Below are 20,929 nucleotides of genomic sequence, written 5' to 3'. Positions count from 1 at the left end.
GGCTGGGCCGGGAGCTGTTCGGCCGAGTGGGGCGGTGTTCGGCCGGGTCGGGTGCTGATCGGCTGGGCCGGGCGCGATGCTGATTGGCCGGGTCGGGCGTGATCGCCGAGCGGTGCGCTGGTCGGCCGAGTCGGGGGTGTTCGGCCGGGCGAGGCGCGATGTTGATCGGCCGAGTTGGGCGCGGACTGGCCGGGCCGGGCGGTGTTCGGCCGAGCCGGGCGTGACCGGCCGGGACGTGACTGGCCGGTCCGAGCCGGGCCCTGATCAGCCGGACGAAGGCAGGTCGTGCCGAGAGCGCACGTTCATCTTCCGCAGGATCTTCGCCACGTGCTTCTCCACCGTGCGCGGCGAGATCTGGAGCACCTCGGCGATCTGGCTGTTGGCGTAGCCGTGCGAGATCAGCCGGGCGACGCTCTGCTCCCTGGGGGACAGCGCCAGCCCGTAGCCGCGCCTGCCGTGCCGCGACGGCATCGACGACCCGGTGTCGCGCAGCAGCCGCTGGCAGCGCGCCGCGTCGCGGGTCGCGCCCAGCTCCTCGAACCGCTCGGTCAGCGCGATCAGCTGGGACGCGACACCGGTCTGCCCGGACCGGATCCGGCAGTGCAGCAGCCGCTCGGTGCTCTGCGCGGCGAAGTAGGGCGCGGGCAGCTGCTCGTACTGGGCGGCGGCGTCCTCGAACAGCCGGGCCGCCCGGGTGAGGTCGTCGCAGCGCGCGGCGAGCAGGCCGCGGGAGCTGGTCGCGAGGGCGCGCGCGATCGGCGCGTGCCGGTCGCCGATGGCCTCGGTGAACTCCCGGATCAGGGCGTGCGCCTCGACCGTGCGGCCGAGCCGGCAGTACAGGTCCACCGCCGCGTGCACGAGTTCCCCGCCCCACACCCAGTGGTTCTTGCGGCGCAGCAGGTCCAGGCCGTGTTCGGCGTGGGTGCGGGCGGCGCGCTGCTCGTCGCGCGCGAGCTTGATCCGCACGACCGCGGCCCAGGCGGAGATTACGATCGGGAAGCCCGCGTTCTCCGGGTGCGCCAGGTCGATCCGGGTGAAGTGCTCGCCCGCCCTGGCCCATTCGCCGCGGACCTCGGCGAGGCAGCCCAGCACCAGCGAGTTCTCCGCGGAGATCCCGTGCAGCTCCGGGTTCTCGTGGTAGAGCAGCGCGGCCCGCTCGTCCAGCCCGTCCCACTCGCCGACCAGCCAGTCCAGGTGGGACTGGATCGTGCGGGTGGCCACGCAGGCGAACGACCCGCCGTGGTCGACCACCAGCCGCCGCGCCCGGCGCAGGAAGTCGCGGGCGCGGCCGTGGTAGCCGACCCAGGTGCAGGCGTCGGCGACGTTGGTGTAGACCCGGGTCAGCTGGTACCGGCCCTCCGGTGTGGTCGCCTGCGCGGGCAGCCGGGCGAGCATGTCCCACGCGCGCGGATCCCCGATGCTGACCCACGAGCTGACGCAGTCGGCCAGCAGGCTGAGCACGAACGCGGGATCGTCGGCGTCGTCGATGGACCCGTCGACCTGGCGCAGCCACCGCTCGTGCTCGGCCAGCGGGGTCACGCCGAAGAACGGTTGCGCCAGCATCGACATCGCCTTGGCCCGCAGCTTGGAGACGTCGTCGAGATCGCGCAGCGCCTGGTTCAGCTCGCAGCGCGCGGCCTCCGGCCCGCCGACGTGGCTCATCAGCGTGGTGCCCAGGGTCAGCCGGACCTCGCCGCGGATCGACGGCGACAGCGCGTGCTCGTCGAGCAGCCGCTCCAGCACGGCGATCACCTCGCGCTGGCGGCGGCACTTGATCGCCAGGCTGCACAGCTTCAGCGCGAGCCGGTCCACATCGGACGTCGCGAGGGTGGGTTCGCCCAGCAGCGCCATCAGCAGTTCGCTGGCCGCCGAGACGTTGCCCGACATCGCGAACTGGTCCGCGGCGGCCTCGGCGTAGCGCAGCCACTCGGCCAGCGCGCCGGCCTTGCGGCTGTGGTCGGCCAGCTGCACCAGCGAGGTTTCGTGCCGGCGCCGCAGCACCTGCAACGCCCGCAGGTGCAGCCGTTGCCGCTCCTGGCCGGGAAGCGTGCGGTAGACCGCGGCGCGGGCCAGGGCGTGCCGGAAGTCGTAGCAGCCGTCGTCGGTTTCCAGCAGCACGTTCGCCTCGACGCTCACCGGCAGGGTGGCCGCGACCCGCTCGACCGGGAGCTCGGCGATCCGCGCGATGGTGTCGACCGAGGACGGCGCGCCCAGCACGGCCAGGGCGTGCACCGGGCGCCGCGCCGAGGGCGGCAGCGAGCTCAGCATCTCCGTGGTGCCCCGGCCGATCAGCGTGGGCGCGTCGACCTCGCGCAGCATCTCGCGCGCGGTCGCCTCGTCGACCCGGACCGGCACCGGGCGCTGCCGCGAACCGCGCTCGTGCAGGGCGCGGACGGTTTCCTCTACCAGCAGGGGATTTCCGCCGGTCCGCTCGTGCAGCAGCGCGGCGAACGCGTCGGAGACCGGGCCGTCGGCGACCATCGACTCGACCAGCGAACCGACCTCGGCGACCCCCAGCGGGCGCAGCGCGACCTTCTTGCTCGCCACTCCGGGCAGCGGCCGGTAGGACGGTCCGACCAGCAGCCCGTCGGCGACCTCGCGCGGCCGGTAGGTGACCAGCAGCGCGAGGTCTCCGGCAGGCTCGGACAGCAGCAGGTTGAGCAGGTGCCGGGAGCTCTCGTCGGCGGCGTGCAGGTCCTCCAGCACCAGCAGGGCCGGTCCCAGCGCCCGGAGCAGGTCGGCGACTGCGCGGACCAGGGAGTGCCGGTCGAGCCCGGCGTCGCCGACGGCGGGCAGCGCGGGTGTCAGCTCCGGCAGGTGCGGGCGCAGCGCGCCCGTCCGGGGCGAGAGCGTGCGGTGGGCGATCGCGGCGGCGCCCGCCGCGCGCAGCGCGTGCAGCACCGGCGCCAGCGGCGGGCACAGCGGGCGGCAGTGGCCGGTGAGCACGGTGCGCCCGGTCAGCTCCGGCCGGTCGAGGGCCTCGGCCAGCAGCCGGGTCTTGCCCAGCCCGGCCTCGCCCTCCAGGAACACCACCGAACGCGGCCGTGCCGCCGCGGTGACCAGCTGGTCCAGCTCGTCGGTGCGTCCGATCAGCGGAGGTGAACCGTTTCTCCTGCGCGGTGCAGCGTTCGTCGAGGTGCCCATCGGTGTCCCGCCCATACCCCTGATCCGGGGACTCTTGGACCAGGAAGTTCCGCCGCGTCCCATCCGGGGATCACCAGCTCGTTCGTGCACCCGAATAAACACCCGCGACCGTTGAGGTGTCAAGTGCGGTAACAGTGGAAACACGGGCGGAAACTTGTTTGCAATTGGGTCTGAACCATTGGTTGGATCTTCCCGGGACGTGTGCCTCGATCTCGTTTCCGAAGTATCGATGACCTGTCCTCGCGGAAACGCGAATACTGTCATTTATGCACGTCAGAGTGGGTGCAAGGCTGTCGTTGGCCGGGTGTGGCAGGATCGGCAGGGATCTGTCGGCCTCTCCGCGAGGAATGCGAGCCGGAGCGTGTCCAGCCCGCTTTCGGCGGCAGTTCCATTGAAAGACGTACTCCGGTTTTCACCGTTGCTTTGGTAAAAACGGCAAAACATACTCACTGCTTCTCCGGCGTATTCCCGCGCACCGGGCGGTGTTCGAATTCCCGGTTCAGGACGGTGGCCGGATGTCGACGACCTCGGCCTCCTCGCGGCCGTTGGGCGTCGGGTAGGTGACGGTGGTGCCCGGGCGGCTGTCGACCAGCGCGAGCCCGAGCGGGCTGTCCGAGGTCAGGGTGACGTCCTCGGCGCCCTCCGGGATCTCCTCCGGGATCGACACCACGTGCAGTTCCTGCACGGTCCCGTCCCGGAACCGCAGGGTCACCGCGGTCCCGGACGGCAGCCCCTCCGGAACCGGGCCTGCCCCGGAGAGCCGCCGCTCCAGCGCGGCGATGCGGTCGTCGAACCAGGCGAGGGTGTCCGCGCCCTCCAGCGCCTGCGACTCGTCACCCCGGTCGCCGGTGGTCGCGTCCCGCTGGGACAGGTCCTCGGCCAGCTGCCGCCGTTGCTCGCGCAGCGAGCGCAGCTCGTCCTCCAGCCGACCGCGCGCCTCGGCGGAGAGCCGGGGCCGGTGCGAACCGCTCGACTCGCTCATCGGGTGCTCCTTCCGGCAGGCACTCCCGCCAGTGTCGGTCACTCCGGGCGGGTCAGCACCCGCAGCGGCTGTCACGTCCAGGGGCGCTGCCTCGTCAGAGCGGTGACCCGGCGAACCCGTTGGCAGCGATGGGAATCGCCCGGACGAACCGGAGGAGAACGGATGAAGGTGTTGCTGGCCGGTGCCACCGGCGCGATCGGCGGGCCGCTGCTGGCGGCGATGGCCGCGGGCGGGCACGAGGTGTTCGCGGTGATCCGAGACAGGGCCAACCGGCGGGTGGTCGCGGACCTGGGTGCGACCCCGGTGGTCGCGGACGTGATGGACCGCGAGGGACTGCTGCGCGCCGTCGACGGCCTGTCGGCCGACGCGGTGATGCACCAGGCGACGGCGTTGCGCGGCGCGGGCCGCAAGCTGACCGAGGACGATCCGACGATCGCATTGCGCGGGCGGGGTTCGGAGCACCTGCTCGCCGCCGCGCGAGTGGTCGGAGCGCGCCGGTTCGTGACCCAGTCGCTGATCACCGGCTACGGCTACCGCGACCACGGCGACCGGGTGCTGACCGAGGAGGATCCCTTCGGCGTGCCGGTCGGCACGGTGGCGGACCTGGTGACGCGGTCGAGCGCGGAGGCCGAGCACCACGCGCTCAACGCCGACGGCATCGAGGGGATCGCGTTGCGGTACGGGATGTTCTACGGCCCCAAGGCGTTCAGCGACCTGTTCGCCGGGATGATGCGCAAGCGGTTGCCGGTCCTGCCCCGGGGTCGGACGGGGACGACGTGCTTCGTCCACGTCCACGACGCGGCGAACGCGGCCGTGGCGGCGATGGAACGCGGCACGCCGGGCGCGGTCTACAACATCGTCGACGACAGTCCGGCCACCTGGCGCGAGTTCATGACGGCCGTGTCCGAGGCGCACGGCACCCCGCGGCCGGTCGCGGTGCCCGCCTGGCTGTGCCGGCGCATGATCCCCTACCTGGGCTGCCTGCTGATCGACACCTCGATGCGGGTCTCGCACGCCAGGGCCACCGCCGAACTCGGCTGGGCGCCGGTGCACCCGAACCTGCGAGCCGGGCTCGCGGGATCGTGAGCCTTGCGGGTCAGGAGAGTAGTTCCCGGACCAGCGCGCCGACCTGCCCGGTCTCGATGAGGAATCCGTCGTGACCGTGCGGTGAGCTGATCGTCCGGAGCCCGGCGCCGGGGATCGCGCCCGCGAGCCACCGCTGCTGGGAAGGCGGGAAGAGGCGGTCGCTGTCGACCGCGCCGACCAGGGTCCGCGCCCGGACCCGGCACAGCGCCGCCTCGGCCCCGCCGCGCCCGCGCCCGACGTCGTGCCCGGACATCGCCTGCGCGAGCGCGACGTAGCTCGCCGCGTCGAACCGCCGCGCCAGCTTGTCCGCGTGGTGGTCCAAATAGGACTCGACGGCGTATCTGCCGCCGTGCCAGGGGTGTTCGCCGTCCTGGTGGCCGGTCCCGAACCGGGTTTCCAGTTCCTGCGGGCTGCGGTAGGTGATGTGCGCGATCCGCCGCGCGACGCCCAGTCCCGCCTGCGGACCGCGGCCGTCGGGCAGGTCGTGGTAGTCGCCGCCGAGCCAGTCCGGGTCGGCGCGGATCGCCTGGATCTGCGTGGCGGACCAGGAGATCTGCTCGGCCGAGGACACCGCGCAGCAGCTCAGCAGCAGCGCCGCCGACACCCGGCCGGGCTGGTCGACGGCCCACTCCAGCGCCCGCATCCCGCCGAACGAACCGCCGATCACCGCCGCCCACGACGACACGCCCAGCGCGTCGGCGAGCAGAGCCTCGGCCCGGACCGAGTCCCGCACGGTGACGGCGGGGAACCGCCCGCCCCACGCGCGCCCGTCCGGAGCGGTGGTCGCGGGCCCGGTGCTGCCCTGGCAGCCGCCGATCGCGTTCGGGGCGACGACGAACCACCGGTCGGTGTCCAGCGGCCTGCCCGGCCCGATCAGCCCGTCCCACCAGCCAGGGGTGGGATGGCCCGGCTCGGCGGGACCGGCGACGTGGCTGTCCCCGGTCAGCGCGTGCAGGACCAGGACCGCGTTCGAGGCGTCGCGGTCCAGCCGTCCCCAGGTCTCGTAGGCGAGCCGGGCGGCGGGCAGGCTGCCGCCCGCTTCCAGCGGGAAGGGGTCGGGCAGCCGCAGCCACTGCCTGCGCCCGGCGGGGTCTCCTTCCCGCCACGCGCCGGTGGCGGGGAGGAGACCGGTGCCGGTGCTCATCGCTCCAGTTCGGCCTTCGCGGCGCGGAAACCGGCTTCGAGGTCGGCCTTGAGGTCCTCGACGTGCTCGATGCCCACCGAGAGCCGGACCAGTCCCGGGGTCACCCCGGCGACCCGCTGCTCCTCCTCGCTGAGCTGGCTGTGCGTGGTGCTCGCCGGGTGCGCGATGAGGCTGCGGACGTCGCCGATGTTGACCAGGTGGCTGAACAGCCGCACGCCGTCGACGAACGCGCGCCCGGCCTCGACCCCGCCGCGCAGCTCGAAGGAGACCACCGAGCCGGCACCGGCGGGCAGGTACTTGCGGCCGAGCTCGTACCAGCGGCTCGACGGCAGCCCGGCGTAGTGCACGGACTCGACCTCGTCGCGCTCGCTGAGCCATTCGGCCAGCTTCTGCGCGTTGGCGGCGTGCCGCTCGATGCGCAGCGACAGCGTTTCCAGGCCCTGGAGCAGGAGGAAGGCGTTGAACGGCGAGATCGCGGGACCGAGGTCGCGCAGCCCCTGCACCCGCAGCTTCGCGGCGAAGGCGCCCGGACCGAGCGCGGGCCAGTACCGCAGACCGTGGTAGCTGGGGTCCGGCTCGACGAAGCCGGGGAACCGCTCGCCGTGCGCGCCGAAGTCGAAGGTGCCGCCGTCCACGACGACGCCGCCGATCGCGGTGCCGTGACCGCCGAGGTACTTGGTCGCCGAGTGCACGACGATGTCGGCACCGTGCTCGATCGGGCGCAGCAGGTACGGAGTGGTGACGGTGTTGTCGATGATCAGCGGGACGCCTGCCTCGTGCGCGGCGTCGGCGACCGCGCGCACGTCGAGGACGTTGGCGCGCGGGTTGCCCAGCCCTTCGGCGAAGAACGCCTTGGTGTTCGGGCGGACCGCGGCCTTCCACTCCTCGATGTCGTCGGGGTCCTCGACGAAGCTGACCTCGATGCCCAGCTTGGGCAGCGTGTGGTGGAACAGGTTGTAGGTGCCGCCGTAGAGCGCGGCGCTGGAGACCAGGTGGTCGCCGGAGCCGGCGATGGTGAGGATGGCCAGCGTCTCGGCGGCCTGGCCGGAGGCCAGCGCGACCGCGGCGACCCCGCCCTCCAGCACGGCGACCCGGTTTTCCAGCGCCTCCTGCGTGGGGTTGTTGATCCGGGTGTAGATGTTGCCGGGTTCGCTGAGGTTGAACAGGTTCGCCGCGTGCTCGGTGTCGCGGAAGACGTACGAGGTGGTCTGGTAGATCGGGACCGCGCGAGCACCGGTCGCCGGGTCGGGGCTGGCTCCGGCGTGCACCTGGAGGGTGTCGAACGACCACGAGGACTGGTCGGGGACAGGCGTGTCAGTGCTCAATGTTGGCTCCATGGAAGCAAAAGGCGATGCGGTGCCACGACGGCAGCGCATGGAGGAAGGGCCGACGGAACACCGTCGGGAGGAAAGCGGGGTCGAGAGGAAAGCGGGACTACCGCTGGAAGTGCGAGATCAGATCAACAGGCGGAAGCGGTCACGCGCACGTAGTCGACGTGGCGGCGGGCAACCAGGCGGATCATGGCCCCGAGAGTAGCGATCCGAGCGCGCACCACAAGGGGTGTTCACCTGTCGGGACGAGAACGGCGACAGCTGTCGGAAGATGCCGGTTTTCCGCTCAGGGAAACGAGATTCTCGACGTGGCGCTCAGCCGGTTTTGTCGAGACCGATGATCGAGGCTCCTCCCAGGATGACGACTCAGTTGTCAAAGCGCCGATGAAATGACACCCTGGTTGTCATGATGGAGAGCAAGCTGGCGCTGGACGACGTGCGACACGCCGACATCGCGGGGGGACGCCTCGCCTACAGCGACACCGGAAGCGGCGAGCCGCTTGTGTTCCTGCACGGCGGCGGACTCGACCACCGCATGTGGAACCGGCAGATCGAGGAGTTCTCCCAGCGGTACCGGGTCATCGCGCCCGATGCGCGCGGCCACGGCCGGTCCTCGACGCCGGTCGAGCCGTTCCGGCACTGCGACGACATCGCGGCGCTGCTGGAACACCTCGGCCTCGGGCCCGTCGGCCTGGTCGGGCTGTCCATGGGCGCGACAACCGCGCTCGACACCGCGCTGGAGCATCCGCATCTGGTGTCCTCCCTGGTCATCAGCGGGGCCGGTACCAGCGAGCCGCGGTTCACCGACCCGTGGACGCTGGAGATCCTGAGCACCTGGCAGCGCACCCAGGAGGCCGGGGACGCGGAGGGCTGGATCGACGCGTTCATGCTGTTCACCGCCGGCCCGCACCGCGACCTCGGCCAGGTCGATCCGCAGGTCGTCGCGCAGTGCAGGCAGATGGTCACCGAGACCGTCGCCGCGCACGTCCGGACGGACCCGGCGAACGGGAAGCCCGCCGCCGTGCCGCTGATCCCGGTGGAGAACACCTGGCAGCGGCTGCCGGAGATCACGGCTGACCTGCACGCCATCGTCGGTGGGCTCGACACCGCCGACCACATCGGCATGGCCGAGCAGGTCGCCCGGACCGTGCCGAACGGATCGTCGACGACCGTCGACGGCACCGCGCACTACCCGAACATGGAGCGCCCGGCCGAGTTCAACGCCGTTCTCTCGGAGTTCCTGCACCGGGTCCGGTGATCAGCCGCGCAGCGGCACGATCTTCCACCACGTGAAGCAGCGCCAGACCCATTCCAGCGGGCCGTAGCGGAAGCGCCGGAGCCACCACCGGCTCCACAGCACCTGCACGAGGAGGATTCCGGCGGCGAGCGCGAGGACCGCGCCCCAGGCCGTGGACCGGTGCAGGCCGAGTAAGTGTCCTAAGGGGACGAACAGCAGCGTCGCCGTCACGTAGTTGGTCAGGGCCATCCGGCCGAGCGGTTCGAGCACCGCGGACAGCGGACGCTCGGCCGGAGTCCTCAGCAGCAGGAGGAAACCCGTCAGGTAGGTGGTCGCCATGCACAGGCCCGCCACGGCCGACGAAGTCGTGAACCCCGCCGAAAGCGGATCCTGCTCCTGCCAGAGCAGACCGACGACCGAGAGGCCGAGGGACAGCACGAAGACCGCTGCCACCGAGGCGGTGTGCCGGTGCAGCACCGCGGGCAGTCCGGCGAGGCCGAAACCGATCAGCATCAGGCCGGGGATGACCGCGATCCCGCCGCTGGTGTAGGTCACCGCCGCGACGAGCGCCGCCGCGCCCAGCGCGAGATCGGCCCACCACGGCAGGAAACTCAGCGGCAGCAGCAGGACGAGGCCGATGATCGCGTACGGGAGCAGGGCTTCGCCCGGTTGCAGGATCTGGTGCAGCGCCCCGAGCGCGCCGAGCATGAGGAGCCGGCGCAGCAGCAACACGCGTGGGCGCGCGGCGCGTTCGGCCGCCCGGCGCAGGAAGATCCCGAACCCGACGCCGAAGAGCAGGGAGAAGATCGGGAAGAACCGCTGCTGGACGAACATGTCGAACGCGTGCGGGACGGGCAGCATGCGCCCGTCCACGACCCTGGTCATCTCCATGACCGGTGGGATGTTGACGAGCAGGATGCCGCACAGCGCCAAGCCCCGCAGGGCGTCGAGAGCTCCGACCCGCGCGCCGGTCGTGCTGGGAGGCGCGGCGGTGCCGCGTGGCGGGGCGGCGCCGTGTGGCGGGGTGGTGCCGCGTGGCGGGGCGGGAACGGGGACGGCAGGGACGGGGGCAGCAGCAACGGGGACAGCAGGATCGGGGACAGGGGGAGCGGCGGCAGGGGGAACGGGAGCTGTGCCGGGCTCTCCCGGATGGTGCGAGGTCGGCGGTCTCATGCCACAAGATTCCCAGTTCGCAAGGCCGATCGGCTCAGTCGATCGGCCCGTCCCGGCTCAGCCGATCGGCCATTCGCCGCAAAGATCCAGTCCTGCGGCAGCGCCGCGAATACCGCGACACCGCCGCGAATCCCGCGACGCCCGCCGCGAAACCTCAGTCCTGCGACAGCGCCACGACGAAGTCGCGCAGCTCGTAGCCGCCGATCGCGTCGTTGAACGTCACCCGGGGCGGCTGGCGCATCGTCAGTCCTGGCAGGGAGAACAGCTTGCTGAGGAAGATGTCGGTCTCCAGGATCGCGATGTTCGACCCCGGGCACTTGTGCGCGCCGTCCCCGAACGACAGTCCCTGCGGGGAGGCGCCCGCCGAGAGCGACCGCCCGGGGCAGACCGCCTCCGGCTGATCGCCCATCGCGGCGGTGTCGGTGTTGGTGGCGCTGACGACGATGTCGACGACATCGCCCTCGGGGATGGTGACCACGCCGTCGCCGTCGGGGACTTCGACGGCCGCGGTGGTGCGCCGGCGCAGGTGCCCGACGACCGGTTCCAGCCGCAGGATCTCGTGCAGGACCGCCAGCCGTCCGGGCTCGTCGGCCTCCCGGTACCGGGCCAGCAGCTCCTCGTCGGTGAACAGGTGCCACGCCGCGACGTTGACGAACTCCCGGGTCGTGATCATCCCCGCCGCCGCGAAGGTGATGCACTCGCCGAGGATCTCGGCCGCCGAGCAGCCGTCGTCGAGCAGGTGCGAGATCAGGTCGTCGCGCCGGTCGCGGCGGCGGGCGCGGATGGCAGGCCGGACGTCGCCGAGGTAGACCGAGGTCCAGTTCGCGGCCTGCCGCCACACCCAGTACAGGCCGTGCAGGCTGGTGAAGCCGGGTTCGCCGAACTCCTCCGGGAAGAACCGCTCCAGCCTGCGCCGGATCCCGGGCCTGCTGTCGGTCAGCCCGATCACCGCCGAGGCGACCTCGATGGACAGGTGGAAGCTCAGCTCGGACAGCTGCGCCTGGCCGTCCGCGCGCAGCTTGCCGATCTGCGCGTCGGAAACCCGCTGCATGATCGGGCGGTAGTGCTCGTCGACCCGGCGCGGGGTGAAGTACTTCGCGGTCTGCCTGCGGTGCTCGCGGTGCTCGGCGCCGTCGCGGTAGAGCACCGGCCGCCGGATCTTGGCGGGCATCTTCTCGACGGTCTCCACCCCGAGCCCGGCCTGCACGGTGTCGGTGCTGCGCAGCACCGCCCGCGCGGCGGAGTAGCCGCGCACCTGCCAGACCCCGTCGGTGCCCCGGTGGAGGGGGCAACCCTCGCTGTCACCGCGGTCGATCTTGCGTGCGCTGGTGTCGGTGGGCATCCGGGGCGGTCCTTTCCGAGACTGGCCGGTATTGATGATCGACTTCTCTTCTAGCAGTCCCGCGGCCCCGGACGCAGCGATCGACACCGGTTCGTAGTGGAACCGGCGCGGGGAGTGACCGGTGACGACTCCCCGCGCCGGTTGTCGGCGCTCAAGGCGCGGTCCGAGACCAGGCGCCTCACTCGTCCGAAAGCGCCGCCGCGGGAGCGGCCTTCGCCGCCCGCCGAGCGGGCAGCACCGAAGCGACGACACCGGCCAGCAGCGCGCACAGCAGCACCAGCCCCACTCGCCCGAACGGGACCTGGAAGGTCGACTCGAACCCGATCTGGCCGAACAGCGCCGCCGAACCCGCCCACGCGAACAGGATTCCCAGCGCCGAGCCCAGCACTGCACCCACCAGCGCCAGCAGGATCGCCTCCAGCGCGAGCGTTCCGCGCAGCTGCCCGCGGGTCAGCCCGAGCGCCCGCAGCAGCGCCGACTCCCGCCCGCGCTCCAGCACCGACAGGCCGAGCGTGTTCGCGATGCCCACGACCGCGATGATCACCGCGACGCCGAGCAGGCCGGTGACGATCGACAGCATGATGTCGAGCACCGTGTCCACCTGGGCGCGCATCGGCGCTGCGCCTGCCAGCTTCACCGCTCCGCCACCGGAACTGAGGTAGAAGCTGGTGAGCCCGTCGACGAAGACCTTGGTGTCGACGGAGTCGTCCGCGCGCATCCACACCGCGCCGACCGGCGCGTCCGGCGCGATCGTGGCGAGGTCGGACTCGGCGAGCACGATCTGGTTGTTCTCGGCGAGCTCGCTGCTGACCAGCTCGACCGAGACGGTGCGCCCATTCGGCCCCGGGATCTGCAATTGCTGACCGGCCTTGACGTCGCTGTACTCCAGGTCGGTCGGGTTCATCAGCGCGGTGCCCGGACGCAGGACGTCCCCGCCGTGCCGCGCGATCCGGCCGAACGCGGCCGGGTCGATGCCCAGGACCCGGTAGTCGGAGTAGTCCACCTGGACGTCGGCGGCGCGCAACGTCGCCGACTCGGCGACGCCCTGCACCGACTCCGCCTTCGCCAGCAGCTCCGGCGCGATCTGGCCGGACTCGCTGGTCAGGATCGCGTCGACCGGGTACTGCTCGTCGATGCGGGACCGGGCGGTCTCCTGCGCGGTGGCCGTGCCGGTGACCAGCAGCACGATCAGGCCCACGCCGATCATGAGCGCGGTGCTGGTGGACGCGGCGCGGTAGGGGTTGCGCACCGCGTTTCCGGTGGCCAGCACCCCGGTCGGCCCGGTGAACCGGAACAGCGCGCCGAACAGCTTCGCCACCCCGGGGATCAGCGACGGCGTCCACAGCAGGACGCCGATCGCGGTGATCATCGCGCCCGGCACCGCCAGCGCCAGGCTGCCGCCGAACGCGCCGCCCAGCAGCAGCGCCGCCCCGAGGCCGAACAGCACCAGCGCGAACACCAGCCGCACGATGCTGATCCTGCGGGCCGTCGACTCCTGCACGACCGGCCGCAGCGCGGCGAGCGGGCTGACCCGGGTGGCCCGCCCGGCGGGCGCCAACGCCGACAGCAGCGTCACCACCACGCCGATGACCGGCGGCAGGACCAGCGACAGCGCCGAGATGCCCAGCGACCCGAAGTCCACCGGGGACTTCGTCAGCCCCAGCGGCCAACCGACGACCGCGGCGGCCAGCACGCCGACCAGGGTGCCCAGCACCGACGCCACCGCGCCGATGATCACCGCCTCCAGCAGCGCCGACCCGCGGATCTGCCCCCGGCTGGCGCCCACGCAGCGCAGCAGCGCGTACTGGCGGCTGCGCTGGGCCAGCAGGATCGAGAAGGTGTTGATGATGACGAACCCGGCCACGAACAGCGCGATCCCGGCGAACGGCAGCAGGATCGCGTTGATCACCGCCGAGATCGGTCCGAGCTGCTCGGCGGTCTCGGCGGCGCGCTCCTCACCGGTCCGCACGTCGAAGCCGGGGCCCATCGCGGCGGTGATCGCCGAGCGCACGGTTTCGGCGTCGGCGCCGTCGTCGACCAGCACGTCCACGGCCGTGGCCGAGTTGAGCTCCAGCCTCTCCATCAGCGCCGGGGCCGCGAACAGGGTCGGCGTGCCGCCGCCGGTGACCAGCGTCCGGCCGGTGTCGACCAGGCCGCTGACCTTCAGGTCGGTCCGCACCTCGCCGCCCGCGGCGTAGCTCAACGTCTTGGCGGTGATGGTGTCGCCGACCTTCAGCCCGGCGTTGCGCGCGGCCACGACGTCGAGCGCGACCTCGTCGTCCGGACCGGGCAGCCCGCCCTCGGCGAGGCTGAACCAGTGCAGCCTCGGGTCGGCGGGCACGACGAACACCGACGAGTAGCCGTTGCCGCCCGCCCACGCGGTCTCGGCGCTGGTGCTGTAGCGGAACTCGGCCGCGGCCACGCCGGGAACCCCGGCCACCCGCTGGGCGCTGTCGTCCTCGAAGCCCTCGCCGCCGTCGGAGTCGACGACCAGGTCCGCGGCCAGCTCCGGCGCCGCGGCGGCGCGGACGGTGGCGCGCTCGAAGGTACCGGTGAACACCAGGGTGGCCGCGACGAAGGCGACGCCGAGCACGATCGCCAGCGCGGCGGCCGACACCCGGCCGACGTTGGCCCGCAGCTGGGCCAGTGTGTTGCGCAGCATCGCCGGATCAGCCGCCCAGTCCACGCAGCGCGTTGAGCACCGCGTCCGGGGTCGGCCGCTCGATGCGCCCGGCGATGTGGCCGTCGGCCAGCAGCGTGACGCTGTCGGCGTAGGAGGCCGCGACCGGGTCGTGGGTCACCATCACCACCGTCTGGCCGAACTGGTTTACCGACTGGCGCAGGAAGTTCAGCAGGTTGGTGCCGGACTTGGAGTCCAGCGCGCCGGTCGGCTCGTCGGCGAAGACGACCTCCGGCCGGGTCACCAGCGCCCGCGCGACCGCGACCCGCTGCTGCTGGCCGCCGGAGAGCTCGCTGGGCCGGTGCCGCAGCCGCTCGGCGATGCCCAGCGCCTGGGTGATCGTCTGGAACCACCGCGGGTCGGGCTTGCGGCCCGCCAGCTCCAGCGGCAGCAGGATGTTCTGCTCGGCGGTGAGCGTGGGCAGCAGGTTGAACGACTGGAAGATGAAGCCGATCCGGTCCCGGCGCACCTGGGTCAGCTGCTTGTCGGGCATCCCGGTCAGGTTGAGCTCGCCCAGCGTGACCTGGCCGTGGGTGGCGACGTCGAGCCCGGCCAGGCAGTGCATCAGCGTCGACTTGCCCGACCCGGACGGGCCCATGATCGCGCTGAACTGCCCGCGCGGGAACCCGGCGTTGACGCCGCCGAGCGCCTGCACCGCCGACGGGCCGCTCCCGTAGACCTTCACCAGCCCCATCGCGGCGGCCGCGAACTGCTGCGGCGCCGCTGGTCCGGGCGGGCGCGGCGGCGCCTGCTGCGGGTACTGGCCGGTCGGTGGCACGGTCATGTGCGAGTCCCCCAGGATCGAAGCCGAAAAGCGCCGACCACGCTAAAACATGTGAACGGTATTCGTGGTGGGGACGGGACAATGCGAGCCAGGTCACGAGCCGAGCGCGGCCTCCACCTGCCCCGCGACGCGCAGGCCGCTTTCGATGGCGCCGTCGATGAAACCGGCCCAGCCGTTGGCGATGTCGGACCCGGCGAAGTGGACGCCGCCGTGCGGGCGCTGCAACGCGGCGAGGTACTTGGTGAGGTGGCCGGGGCGCTGCATCGGCCAGGTCTCGCGGGAGAACTCGTCGCTCATCCAGTCGTGCCCGGCGACGTCGACGACCTCCAGATCGTCGCGCCAGCGGTGCAGGGCGTGGGTGACGCCTTCCTTGTCGGTGGGGTGGAGGTCGGCGGCGCGGGTTCCGAAGGCGACCAGGAGGGTGTCTCCGTCCACTGTGTACTCCGGCCGCGCGAAGGTCAGCGGGTGGTCGTCCGGGGCGTACGCGGTGAAGGGCTCGATCTCGCCCCGCACCCGGATCCAGGTCTTCAACCCCTGCGAGGCGGTGCGTTCCGCGCTCGCCGCGCGCTTGGGTTCCGGCAGGGCGGGATCGAAGTCGATCGAGGTCAGCGCGTTGAGCGGAAGCGTGCACACGACCTGCCGCGCGGTGCGGCGGGAACCGTCGGCGGTGGTCACGGTGATCGGCCCGTGCTGGGAGACGGCGGTGACCTTGGTGCCCAGGTGCAGATCGGCGGTGCCGTGCTCGGCGATCGCGGCGGCCAGCGACGCCGTGCCGGTGGTCAGGCGGTGTCCGGACGTGGCCTCGTGCAGCAGGCGCCAGTCGCCGGAGGCCGCCGCGCACCAGCGCATCGCCTGGGTCAGGCCGGAGACCGCGGCCGGTCCGTTGAAGTGCTCGGCCCACACGCCGATGCCGACCTCGCGTTCGGCGGGGGAGAGGCCGGAGTCGGTGAAGTGGTCGATCACGGTCCGGTCGTCGATGTGGTGCAGGTCGGGGTGGCGGAGCGGTTCGTAGGGGCGCGGGAACCACTCCCGGCTGTCCGCGGCGAGCCGGTCCATGCCGCGCGCGATCAGCGCGTCGAACTCCGCCGCGCTGCCCGGTGGACCTGGCCGCCCGCCAGCCAGTAGACCGGGCCGCCGGTCGGGCTGGGTTCGACCGCCAGGCCGTAGCGGGTGATCTCGCTCCAGGTGTGCGGTTGCAGCCAGTGCACCCAGGTGCCGCCCATCTCCAGCCTGCGGCCCAGCCGCCGGTCGGTCCAGGTGCGGCCGCCGATCCGGTCGCGCGCCTCCAGCAGCGCGACCGAGCGGCCCCGCAGCGACAGCTCGCGGGCGGCGGTCAGCCCGGCGAAGCCGGCCCCGATCACGACGACGTCGTAGGACTTGTCCACGGCGAACCTCATCTCTGCGCGGGTCTCGCGGGCATTCTGCGGTGGTGCCAGCTGCGCGCGGATCCCCCGAAGGGGCGGTTGGTGGCAAGCTGGGAAGTGGCACGGCACGCGGTGGGAGGCGCCATGACAGAGCGGAAACCGGCGTTCGTCAGCTTCGAGACCTGGGTGGACCGGCAGATCCGCGAGGCGGAGGAGCGCGGGGCGTTCGACGACCTGGCAGGCGCCGGGAAACCCCTGCCGGGGATGAACAAGCCGCACGACGAGAACTGGTGGATCAAGCAGCGGTTGCGGGACGAGGGGCTTTCCGCCGACGCGCTGCTGCCCGCCCCGCTCCAGCTGCGCAAGGAGGCGGAGCGGCTGCCCGACGAGGTGCGCGAACTGGCCACCGAGGCCGAGGTGCGCGATGTCGTCGCGGACCTCAACCTGCGGATCGCGGCGTGGATGCGCGCGCCGACCGGTCCGCGGGTGCGGATCGGTCCGGTCGACGCCGACGAGATCGTGCGGCGGTGGCGGGACGACCGGGCCGCCGCGCGGCCCCCGGCGGAGCCGGCCGCGGGTCCCGCCCGTCGTCGCCGGTGGTGGCGGCGCGGAACGTGACGGCTGCCGCAGAGCCTGCCTCCTCAGCGCAGTGCTCGCTCCAGCGCAGCGCGGTGCTCGTCGAGCCACAGCAGGGAACGCGCGATGCTGACCGCGAACCGCCCGTCGTTGCAGGGCCGGACGGTGTCCGGGCTCGGCCCGATGGCGCCTGCTGCCACGCGAGCCGCCTGGGTCCTGGACGCGAGCCACCTCGTCGAGCACGCGGGCTCGTTGCTCGCGCGTCAGGCCGCACGCGTCGGCGAACACGGGCAGCCGGTGCGGGCGCTCCTCGTGAGGAGGTGGGGCGGCTCCGTCGCCCATCGGTTGTCGTGCAGCGGTGTTATGTGCCAGGCGGCGTAGGCAGCATCCTCGATCGCCCGACCCGACCCGACCGGGCCGAAGTCGACCAGGAAACGGCGTGCCCGACTTCGACGAGCCGGGCGTCACCGCGCAGTGTCGGCACCGGCACGCCGGGTCAGGACGTCCCGGTCCTGCTCGTCGACGCCGAGGTACTGCGGGAACTACGGGCGCCGTTCGAGGTGGAGCAGCAACGCCGCGACTGCGGTTCTCAGGGCTTGCGGGCGATGCCGCAGCGGGAAATCGTTTCAGCGTAGGGCGTGGAGTCCGGTCCGGGACGCCAGTGCGCGGCGGGGACCAGGCCGGGCTCGACCAGCTCCAGGCCGTCGAACAGCGACTCCAGCTGCTCCGGGCTGCGCAGCCGGTAGGGCGGCGAGCCGCCCTCGTTGTAGCGCTCCTGCGCCCGCACCTGCGCGGGGTCCAGGTCGCTGCCGTCGCCGATCACCAGGTAGCTGCCCGGCACCAGCGCGGCCAGCAGCTCGGCCAGGATCGCGCGCAGCTCCGCGTCGTCGCCGACGTGGCCGATGATGCCCATCAGCATCAGCGCGACCGGGCGGTCGAAGTCCAGCAGGGCGGCGGCCCCGGCCAGGATCGCGGCGGGGTCGCGCAGGTCGGCGTCGAGGTAGTCGGCGGCGCCCTCGGGGGTGCTGGTCAGCAGCACGCGGGCGTGCGCCAGGACCATCGGGTCGTTGTCGACGTAGACGATGCGCGACTCGGGCGCCGCGCGCTGCGCCAGCTCGTGGGTGTTGTCGGCGGTGGGCAGTCCGGTGCCGATGTCGAGGTACTGGCGGATGCCCTGCCCGGCGAGGAACCCGACCGCGCGGGCCAGGAACTCGCGGCCGGAGCGGGCCATCTCCACGATGGACGGGAAGGTCTCCATGTACCGCTCGCCCGCTTCGCGGTCGACGGCGTAGTGGTCCTTGCCGCCGAGCCAGAAGTTGGTGATCCGCGCTGAGTGCGGCACGGTGCTGTCGGTTCCGGTCATCGGCTGGTCGCTGGGCAGCGACCCGGACTGCTCGGTCGGCACGGGCCTCCCCCTCCTCACGGTGTGCGCATGATCGTATCTGGTCCGAACCACTCGGCGCGGGTCACTCGGTCCGCAGGGTTTGCGAGATCAGCTCGCGCAGCCACTCGATGCCGGGCGCGGGCAGGGCGCGGCGGTAGGTGTAGAGCGAGACCTCGACCCTGGGCAGCGCCAGCGGGAGCGCGAAGGTGCGCACGTCCGAGGAGCGGGTGAACAGCCCGGCGACTCGGCTGGGCACCGCGGACAGGAAGCCGGTCCGGGCCAGCAGTTCGGGCAGCACGGAGAAGTGCGGCACCCGCACCGCCACGTCCCGGCGGTGCCCGAGCCGGGTCAGCTCCCGGTCGGTGTCGACGTGCCCGGCCGCCTCGTGCACGACGATGTGCCGCTCGCCGAGGTAGTCCGCCAGCGTCGGGTGGTCGCCGATCCTGGGGTGCGAGCTCGCGCAGAGGCCGACGTAGTTCTCCGTGAACAGCCCGTCGCGCTGCAGGTCGGGGGCATCGATGCGCGGGGTGCAGATGACCGCGTCGGCCCGGCCCTGGCGGAGGTTCTGCGCCGCGTCGGCGAAGTCCAGCGGCGTGACCTCGACGGTGCACCGCGGGGCCTCGTCCTCCAGCCTGGCGAGCACGGCCGGGAGCAGGCTGATCTCGCCGAGGTCGGTCGCGCAGAGCCGGAAGGTGCGCTCGGAGGTCCGCGGGCTGAAGGCGGCGGCGTCGGAGACCGTCTCGACGATCACCTCCAGCGCCTGCTGGAGCCTCGGGTACATCCGCTCGGCGGTCTCGGTGGGGGTCAGGCCGTCCGGCGAGCGCAGGAACAGCTCGTCGTTGAACTGCCTGCGCAGCCGTCGCAGTGCGTGGCTGACCGACGGCTGGGTGATGAACATCGCCTCCGCGGTCCTGGTCACGCTGCGCGTCTCGTAGAGCAGCACGAACGTCTTCATGAGGTTCAGGTCGACTTCCCGCACCCGGCGAGAATAGATGTGCCCTATGTGCCGATCAACAGCATTCATTATGCCTATCGTGCCTGGTTGCCTAGGGTGACCCGGGAATGCGGCGCACTTCGGCCGCGATCGGGACCACGGAAGGCGGGCCAGATGGCCGACGTGCGGGAGACGACCTACGACCTGCTGCGGGCGCACGGGCTGAAGACGATCTTCGGCAACCCGGGGTCCAACGAACTGCCGTTCCTGGCGGGCATGCCCGACGACTTCCGCTACGTGCTGGGCCTGCACGAGGGCGCGGTGCTGGCGATGGCCGATGGCTACGCGTTGGCCCGCGGCGGCTCGGCGTTCGTCAACCTGCACGCCGCCGCGGGCACCGGCAACGCGCTGGGACCGCTGACCAACGCGGTCTACTCGCACAGCCCGCTGGTGATCACCGCCGGGCAGCAGGTGCGCGAGACGATCGGCCAGGAGGTCATGCTCGCCAACGTCGACGCGCCGCAGCTGCCCAAGCCGCTGGTCAAGTGGAGCGCGGAGCCGACCTGCGCCGAAGACGTACCGCGCACGATCAGCGAGGCCATCCACATCGCGAACCTGCCTGCCAAGGGCCCGGTCTACGTGTCGGTGCCCTACGACGACTGGGCGCGCGAAGCTCCGCAGAGCACCGAACACCTGCTGCGCCGCAGCACCGCCGCGGCGGGCTCGCTGAGCGAAGCGCAGCTCGGCGACCTGGTCGTCGCGCTCGACGCGGCCGAGAACCCGGTGCTGGTCCTCGGTCCCGACGTGGACGCCCGGTGCGCCAACGACGACGCCGTGCGGCTGGCCGACAAGCTGCGCCTGCCGGTCTGGATCGCGCCGTCGGCGTCCCGCTGCCCGTTCCCGACCCGCCACCGCGGCTTCCGCGGCGTGCTGCCCGCCGCCGTCCAGGGCGTGACCGACGCGCTCGACGGCCACGACCTCGTCCTCGTCGCCGGTGCCCCGGTGTTCCGCTACCACCAGTACGTCCCCGGCGACTACCTGCCGGAGGGCACGCGGCTGGTGCACCTGACCGGCGACCCGGCCGAGGCCGCGCGGGCGCCGATGGGGGAGGCGCTGGTCTGCGACATCAAGGACGCGCTGGCGCGCATCGCAGCCGGCGTCCGCGCGACCGCGCGTCCGGAACTGCCGCCGCTGCCCGGCTTTCCCGAGATCACCAGCACCGGCAGCGGCCTGCACCCGGCGGAGCTGTTCGCGACGCTGCGCGAGATCGCGCCGGAAGACGCCGTCTACGTCAAGGAATCCACCGCGACCACCGGTGCTTTCTGGTCGCAGATGGACCTTTCCCACCAGGGCAGCTACTTCTTCCCGGCCTCCGGCGGGCTCGGCTTCGGGCTCCCCGCGGCCGTGGGCGCGCAGCTCGCCCACGCCGAGCGGCAGGTCGTCGGGCTCATCGGAGACGGCTCGGCGAACTACGGCATCACCGCGCTGTGGACCGCCGCGCAGTACCGCATCCCGGTGATCATCGTGATCCTGAAGAACGGCACCTACGGGGCCCTGCGCTGGTTCGCCAAGGTCCTCGACGCCGGGGAGACGCCCGGCATGGACGTGCCGGACATCGACTTCGTGCGCATCGCGGGCGGTTACGGCGTCGACGCCACCTCGGTCCGCACCGCCGAGGACTTCGCCGTCGCCTTCAAGGCCGCCCTCGGATCCGGCAGGCCCGCCGTGATCGAGGTCGAAACCCAGCTCACCGAGCCCTGACCGGGGA

Annotated in this window: 17 protein-coding genes; 4 read left to right on the top strand and 13 right to left on the bottom strand. The window is 72.3% G+C overall.

Going from position 1 to position 20,929, the window contains the following annotated elements; all coding sequences use genetic code 11:
• Window positions 1-264: 264 nt before the first annotated feature.
• A complete protein-coding gene (locus ABD691_RS09465; protein WP_344679149.1) occupies window positions 265-3,144 on the bottom strand; it encodes an ATP-binding protein in 2,880 nt (959 codons plus the stop codon).
• Window positions 3,145-3,643: 499 nt separating this feature from the next.
• Window positions 3,644-4,126 (bottom strand): GreA/GreB family elongation factor, encoded by a 483-nt coding sequence (locus ABD691_RS09460; protein WP_344679148.1) that lies wholly within the window; start codon window positions 4,124-4,126, stop codon window positions 3,644-3,646.
• 162 nt (window positions 4,127-4,288) lie between these two features.
• Between ABD691_RS09460 and ABD691_RS09455 the strand changes: the two genes are divergently transcribed.
• The gene (locus tag ABD691_RS09455) at window positions 4,289-5,212 is read left to right on the top strand and encodes an NAD-dependent epimerase/dehydratase family protein (RefSeq protein ID WP_344679147.1); all 924 of its coding nucleotides are present in this window, start codon (window positions 4,289-4,291) and stop codon (window positions 5,210-5,212) included.
• 10 nt (window positions 5,213-5,222) lie between these two features.
• Here ABD691_RS09455 and metX read toward each other — a convergent pair whose 3' ends face one another.
• Together metX and ABD691_RS09445 are read right to left on the bottom strand one after the other, a co-directional pair.
• A complete protein-coding gene (gene metX, locus ABD691_RS09450; RefSeq protein WP_344679146.1) occupies window positions 5,223-6,356 on the bottom strand; it encodes a homoserine O-acetyltransferase MetX in 1,134 nt (377 codons plus the stop codon).
• Window positions 6,353-7,681, bottom strand: coding sequence for a bifunctional o-acetylhomoserine/o-acetylserine sulfhydrylase (locus ABD691_RS09445; protein ID WP_344679145.1), 1,329 nt, complete (start codon window positions 7,679-7,681; stop codon window positions 6,353-6,355). The genes metX and ABD691_RS09445 overlap by 4 nt, the downstream gene beginning before the upstream one ends.
• Window positions 7,682-8,093: 412 nt before the next feature.
• Between ABD691_RS09445 and ABD691_RS09440 the strand changes: the two genes are divergently transcribed.
• A complete protein-coding gene (locus ABD691_RS09440; protein WP_344679144.1) occupies window positions 8,094-8,945 on the top strand; it encodes an alpha/beta fold hydrolase in 852 nt (283 codons plus the stop codon).
• Here the strand turns inward: ABD691_RS09440 and ABD691_RS09435 are convergent, their stop codons facing one another.
• From ABD691_RS09435 to ABD691_RS09410, 6 genes are all read right to left on the bottom strand, one after another.
• A complete protein-coding gene (locus ABD691_RS09435; RefSeq protein ID WP_344679143.1) occupies window positions 8,946-9,857 on the bottom strand; it encodes a DUF418 domain-containing protein in 912 nt (303 codons plus the stop codon).
• 394 nt (window positions 9,858-10,251) lie between these two features.
• A complete protein-coding gene (locus tag ABD691_RS09430; RefSeq protein WP_344679142.1) occupies window positions 10,252-11,439 on the bottom strand; it encodes a cytochrome P450 in 1,188 nt (395 codons plus the stop codon).
• A 178-nt stretch (window positions 11,440-11,617) separates the two neighbouring features.
• Window positions 11,618-14,101, bottom strand: a complete 2,484-nt coding sequence (locus ABD691_RS09425; protein WP_344679141.1) for an ABC transporter permease — start codon at window positions 14,099-14,101, stop codon at window positions 11,618-11,620.
• 7 nt (window positions 14,102-14,108) lie between these two features.
• The gene (locus ABD691_RS09420) at window positions 14,109-14,813 is read right to left on the bottom strand and encodes an ABC transporter ATP-binding protein (RefSeq protein WP_344679767.1); all 705 of its coding nucleotides are present in this window, start codon (window positions 14,811-14,813) and stop codon (window positions 14,109-14,111) included.
• 183 nt (window positions 14,814-14,996) lie between these two features.
• Window positions 14,997-15,959, bottom strand: coding sequence for a flavin monoamine oxidase family protein (locus tag ABD691_RS09415; protein ID WP_344679140.1), 963 nt, complete (start codon window positions 15,957-15,959; stop codon window positions 14,997-14,999).
• An 11-nt stretch (window positions 15,960-15,970) separates the two neighbouring features.
• Window positions 15,971-16,300: an FAD-dependent oxidoreductase gene (locus ABD691_RS09410; RefSeq protein ID WP_344679139.1), complete on the bottom strand. Its 330-nt coding sequence runs from the start codon at window positions 16,298-16,300 to the stop codon at window positions 15,971-15,973.
• A 111-nt stretch (window positions 16,301-16,411) separates the two neighbouring features.
• Between ABD691_RS09410 and ABD691_RS09405 the strand changes: the two genes are divergently transcribed.
• A complete protein-coding gene (locus ABD691_RS09405; RefSeq protein ID WP_344679138.1) occupies window positions 16,412-16,885 on the top strand; it encodes a DnaJ family domain-containing protein in 474 nt (157 codons plus the stop codon).
• A 23-nt stretch (window positions 16,886-16,908) separates the two neighbouring features.
• Here ABD691_RS09405 and ABD691_RS09400 read toward each other — a convergent pair whose 3' ends face one another.
• From ABD691_RS09400 to ABD691_RS09390, 3 genes are all read right to left on the bottom strand, one after another.
• Window positions 16,909-17,043: a hypothetical protein gene (locus ABD691_RS09400; RefSeq protein ID WP_344679137.1), complete on the bottom strand. Its 135-nt coding sequence runs from the start codon at window positions 17,041-17,043 to the stop codon at window positions 16,909-16,911.
• A gap of 389 nt (window positions 17,044-17,432) precedes the next feature.
• The gene (locus ABD691_RS09395; protein ID WP_344679136.1) at window positions 17,433-18,248 is read right to left on the bottom strand and encodes an SAM-dependent methyltransferase; all 816 of its coding nucleotides are present in this window, start codon (window positions 18,246-18,248) and stop codon (window positions 17,433-17,435) included.
• Between the two features lie 61 nt (window positions 18,249-18,309).
• Window positions 18,310-19,206: a LysR family transcriptional regulator gene (locus ABD691_RS09390; RefSeq protein WP_344679134.1), complete on the bottom strand. Its 897-nt coding sequence runs from the start codon at window positions 19,204-19,206 to the stop codon at window positions 18,310-18,312.
• A 129-nt stretch (window positions 19,207-19,335) separates the two neighbouring features.
• Between ABD691_RS09390 and mdlC the strand changes: the two genes are divergently transcribed.
• The gene (gene mdlC, locus ABD691_RS09385; protein WP_344679133.1) at window positions 19,336-20,922 is read left to right on the top strand and encodes a benzoylformate decarboxylase; all 1,587 of its coding nucleotides are present in this window, start codon (window positions 19,336-19,338) and stop codon (window positions 20,920-20,922) included.
• The last annotated feature ends 7 nt before the right edge of the window (window positions 20,923-20,929 follow it).

Source organism: Saccharopolyspora taberi, from assembly GCF_039534165.1.
GTDB classification, from domain to species: domain Bacteria; phylum Actinomycetota; class Actinomycetes; order Mycobacteriales; family Pseudonocardiaceae; genus Saccharopolyspora_D; species Saccharopolyspora_D taberi.
Note: the sequence above shows the minus strand (reverse complement) of the source record. Positions and strands in the feature narration are given on the sequence as shown.

Bases quoted from the DNA above. Each gene is read 5' to 3' on its own strand.
- ABD691_RS09440 (WP_344679144.1), top strand. From the start codon at position 8,094: ATGATGGAGAGCAAGCTGGCGCTGGACGACGTGCGACACGCCGACATC.
- ABD691_RS09405 (WP_344679138.1), top strand. From the start codon at position 16,412: ATGACAGAGCGGAAACCGGCGTTCGTCAGCTTCGAGACCTGGGTGGAC.
- ABD691_RS09465 (WP_344679149.1), bottom strand. From the start codon at position 3,144: ATGGGCACCTCGACGAACGCTGCACCGCGCAGGAGAAACGGTTCACCT.
- metX (WP_344679146.1), bottom strand. From the start codon at position 6,356: ATGAGCACCGGCACCGGTCTCCTCCCCGCCACCGGCGCGTGGCGGGAA.
- ABD691_RS09420 (WP_344679767.1), bottom strand. From the start codon at position 14,813: ATGGGGCTGGTGAAGGTCTACGGGAGCGGCCCGTCGGCGGTGCAGGCG.
- ABD691_RS09415 (WP_344679140.1), bottom strand. From the start codon at position 15,959: ATGGACCGGCTCGCCGCGGACAGCCGGGAGTGGTTCCCGCGCCCCTAC.
- ABD691_RS09430 (WP_344679142.1), bottom strand. From the start codon at position 11,439: ATGCCCACCGACACCAGCGCACGCAAGATCGACCGCGGTGACAGCGAG.
- ABD691_RS09410 (WP_344679139.1), bottom strand. From the start codon at position 16,300: ATGAGGTTCGCCGTGGACAAGTCCTACGACGTCGTCGTGATCGGGGCC.
- ABD691_RS09455 (WP_344679147.1), top strand. From the start codon at position 4,289: ATGAAGGTGTTGCTGGCCGGTGCCACCGGCGCGATCGGCGGGCCGCTG.
- ABD691_RS09460 (WP_344679148.1), bottom strand. From the start codon at position 4,126: ATGAGCGAGTCGAGCGGTTCGCACCGGCCCCGGCTCTCCGCCGAGGCG.
- mdlC (WP_344679133.1), top strand. From the start codon at position 19,336: ATGGCCGACGTGCGGGAGACGACCTACGACCTGCTGCGGGCGCACGGG.
- ABD691_RS09425 (WP_344679141.1), bottom strand. From the start codon at position 14,101: ATGCTGCGCAACACACTGGCCCAGCTGCGGGCCAACGTCGGCCGGGTG.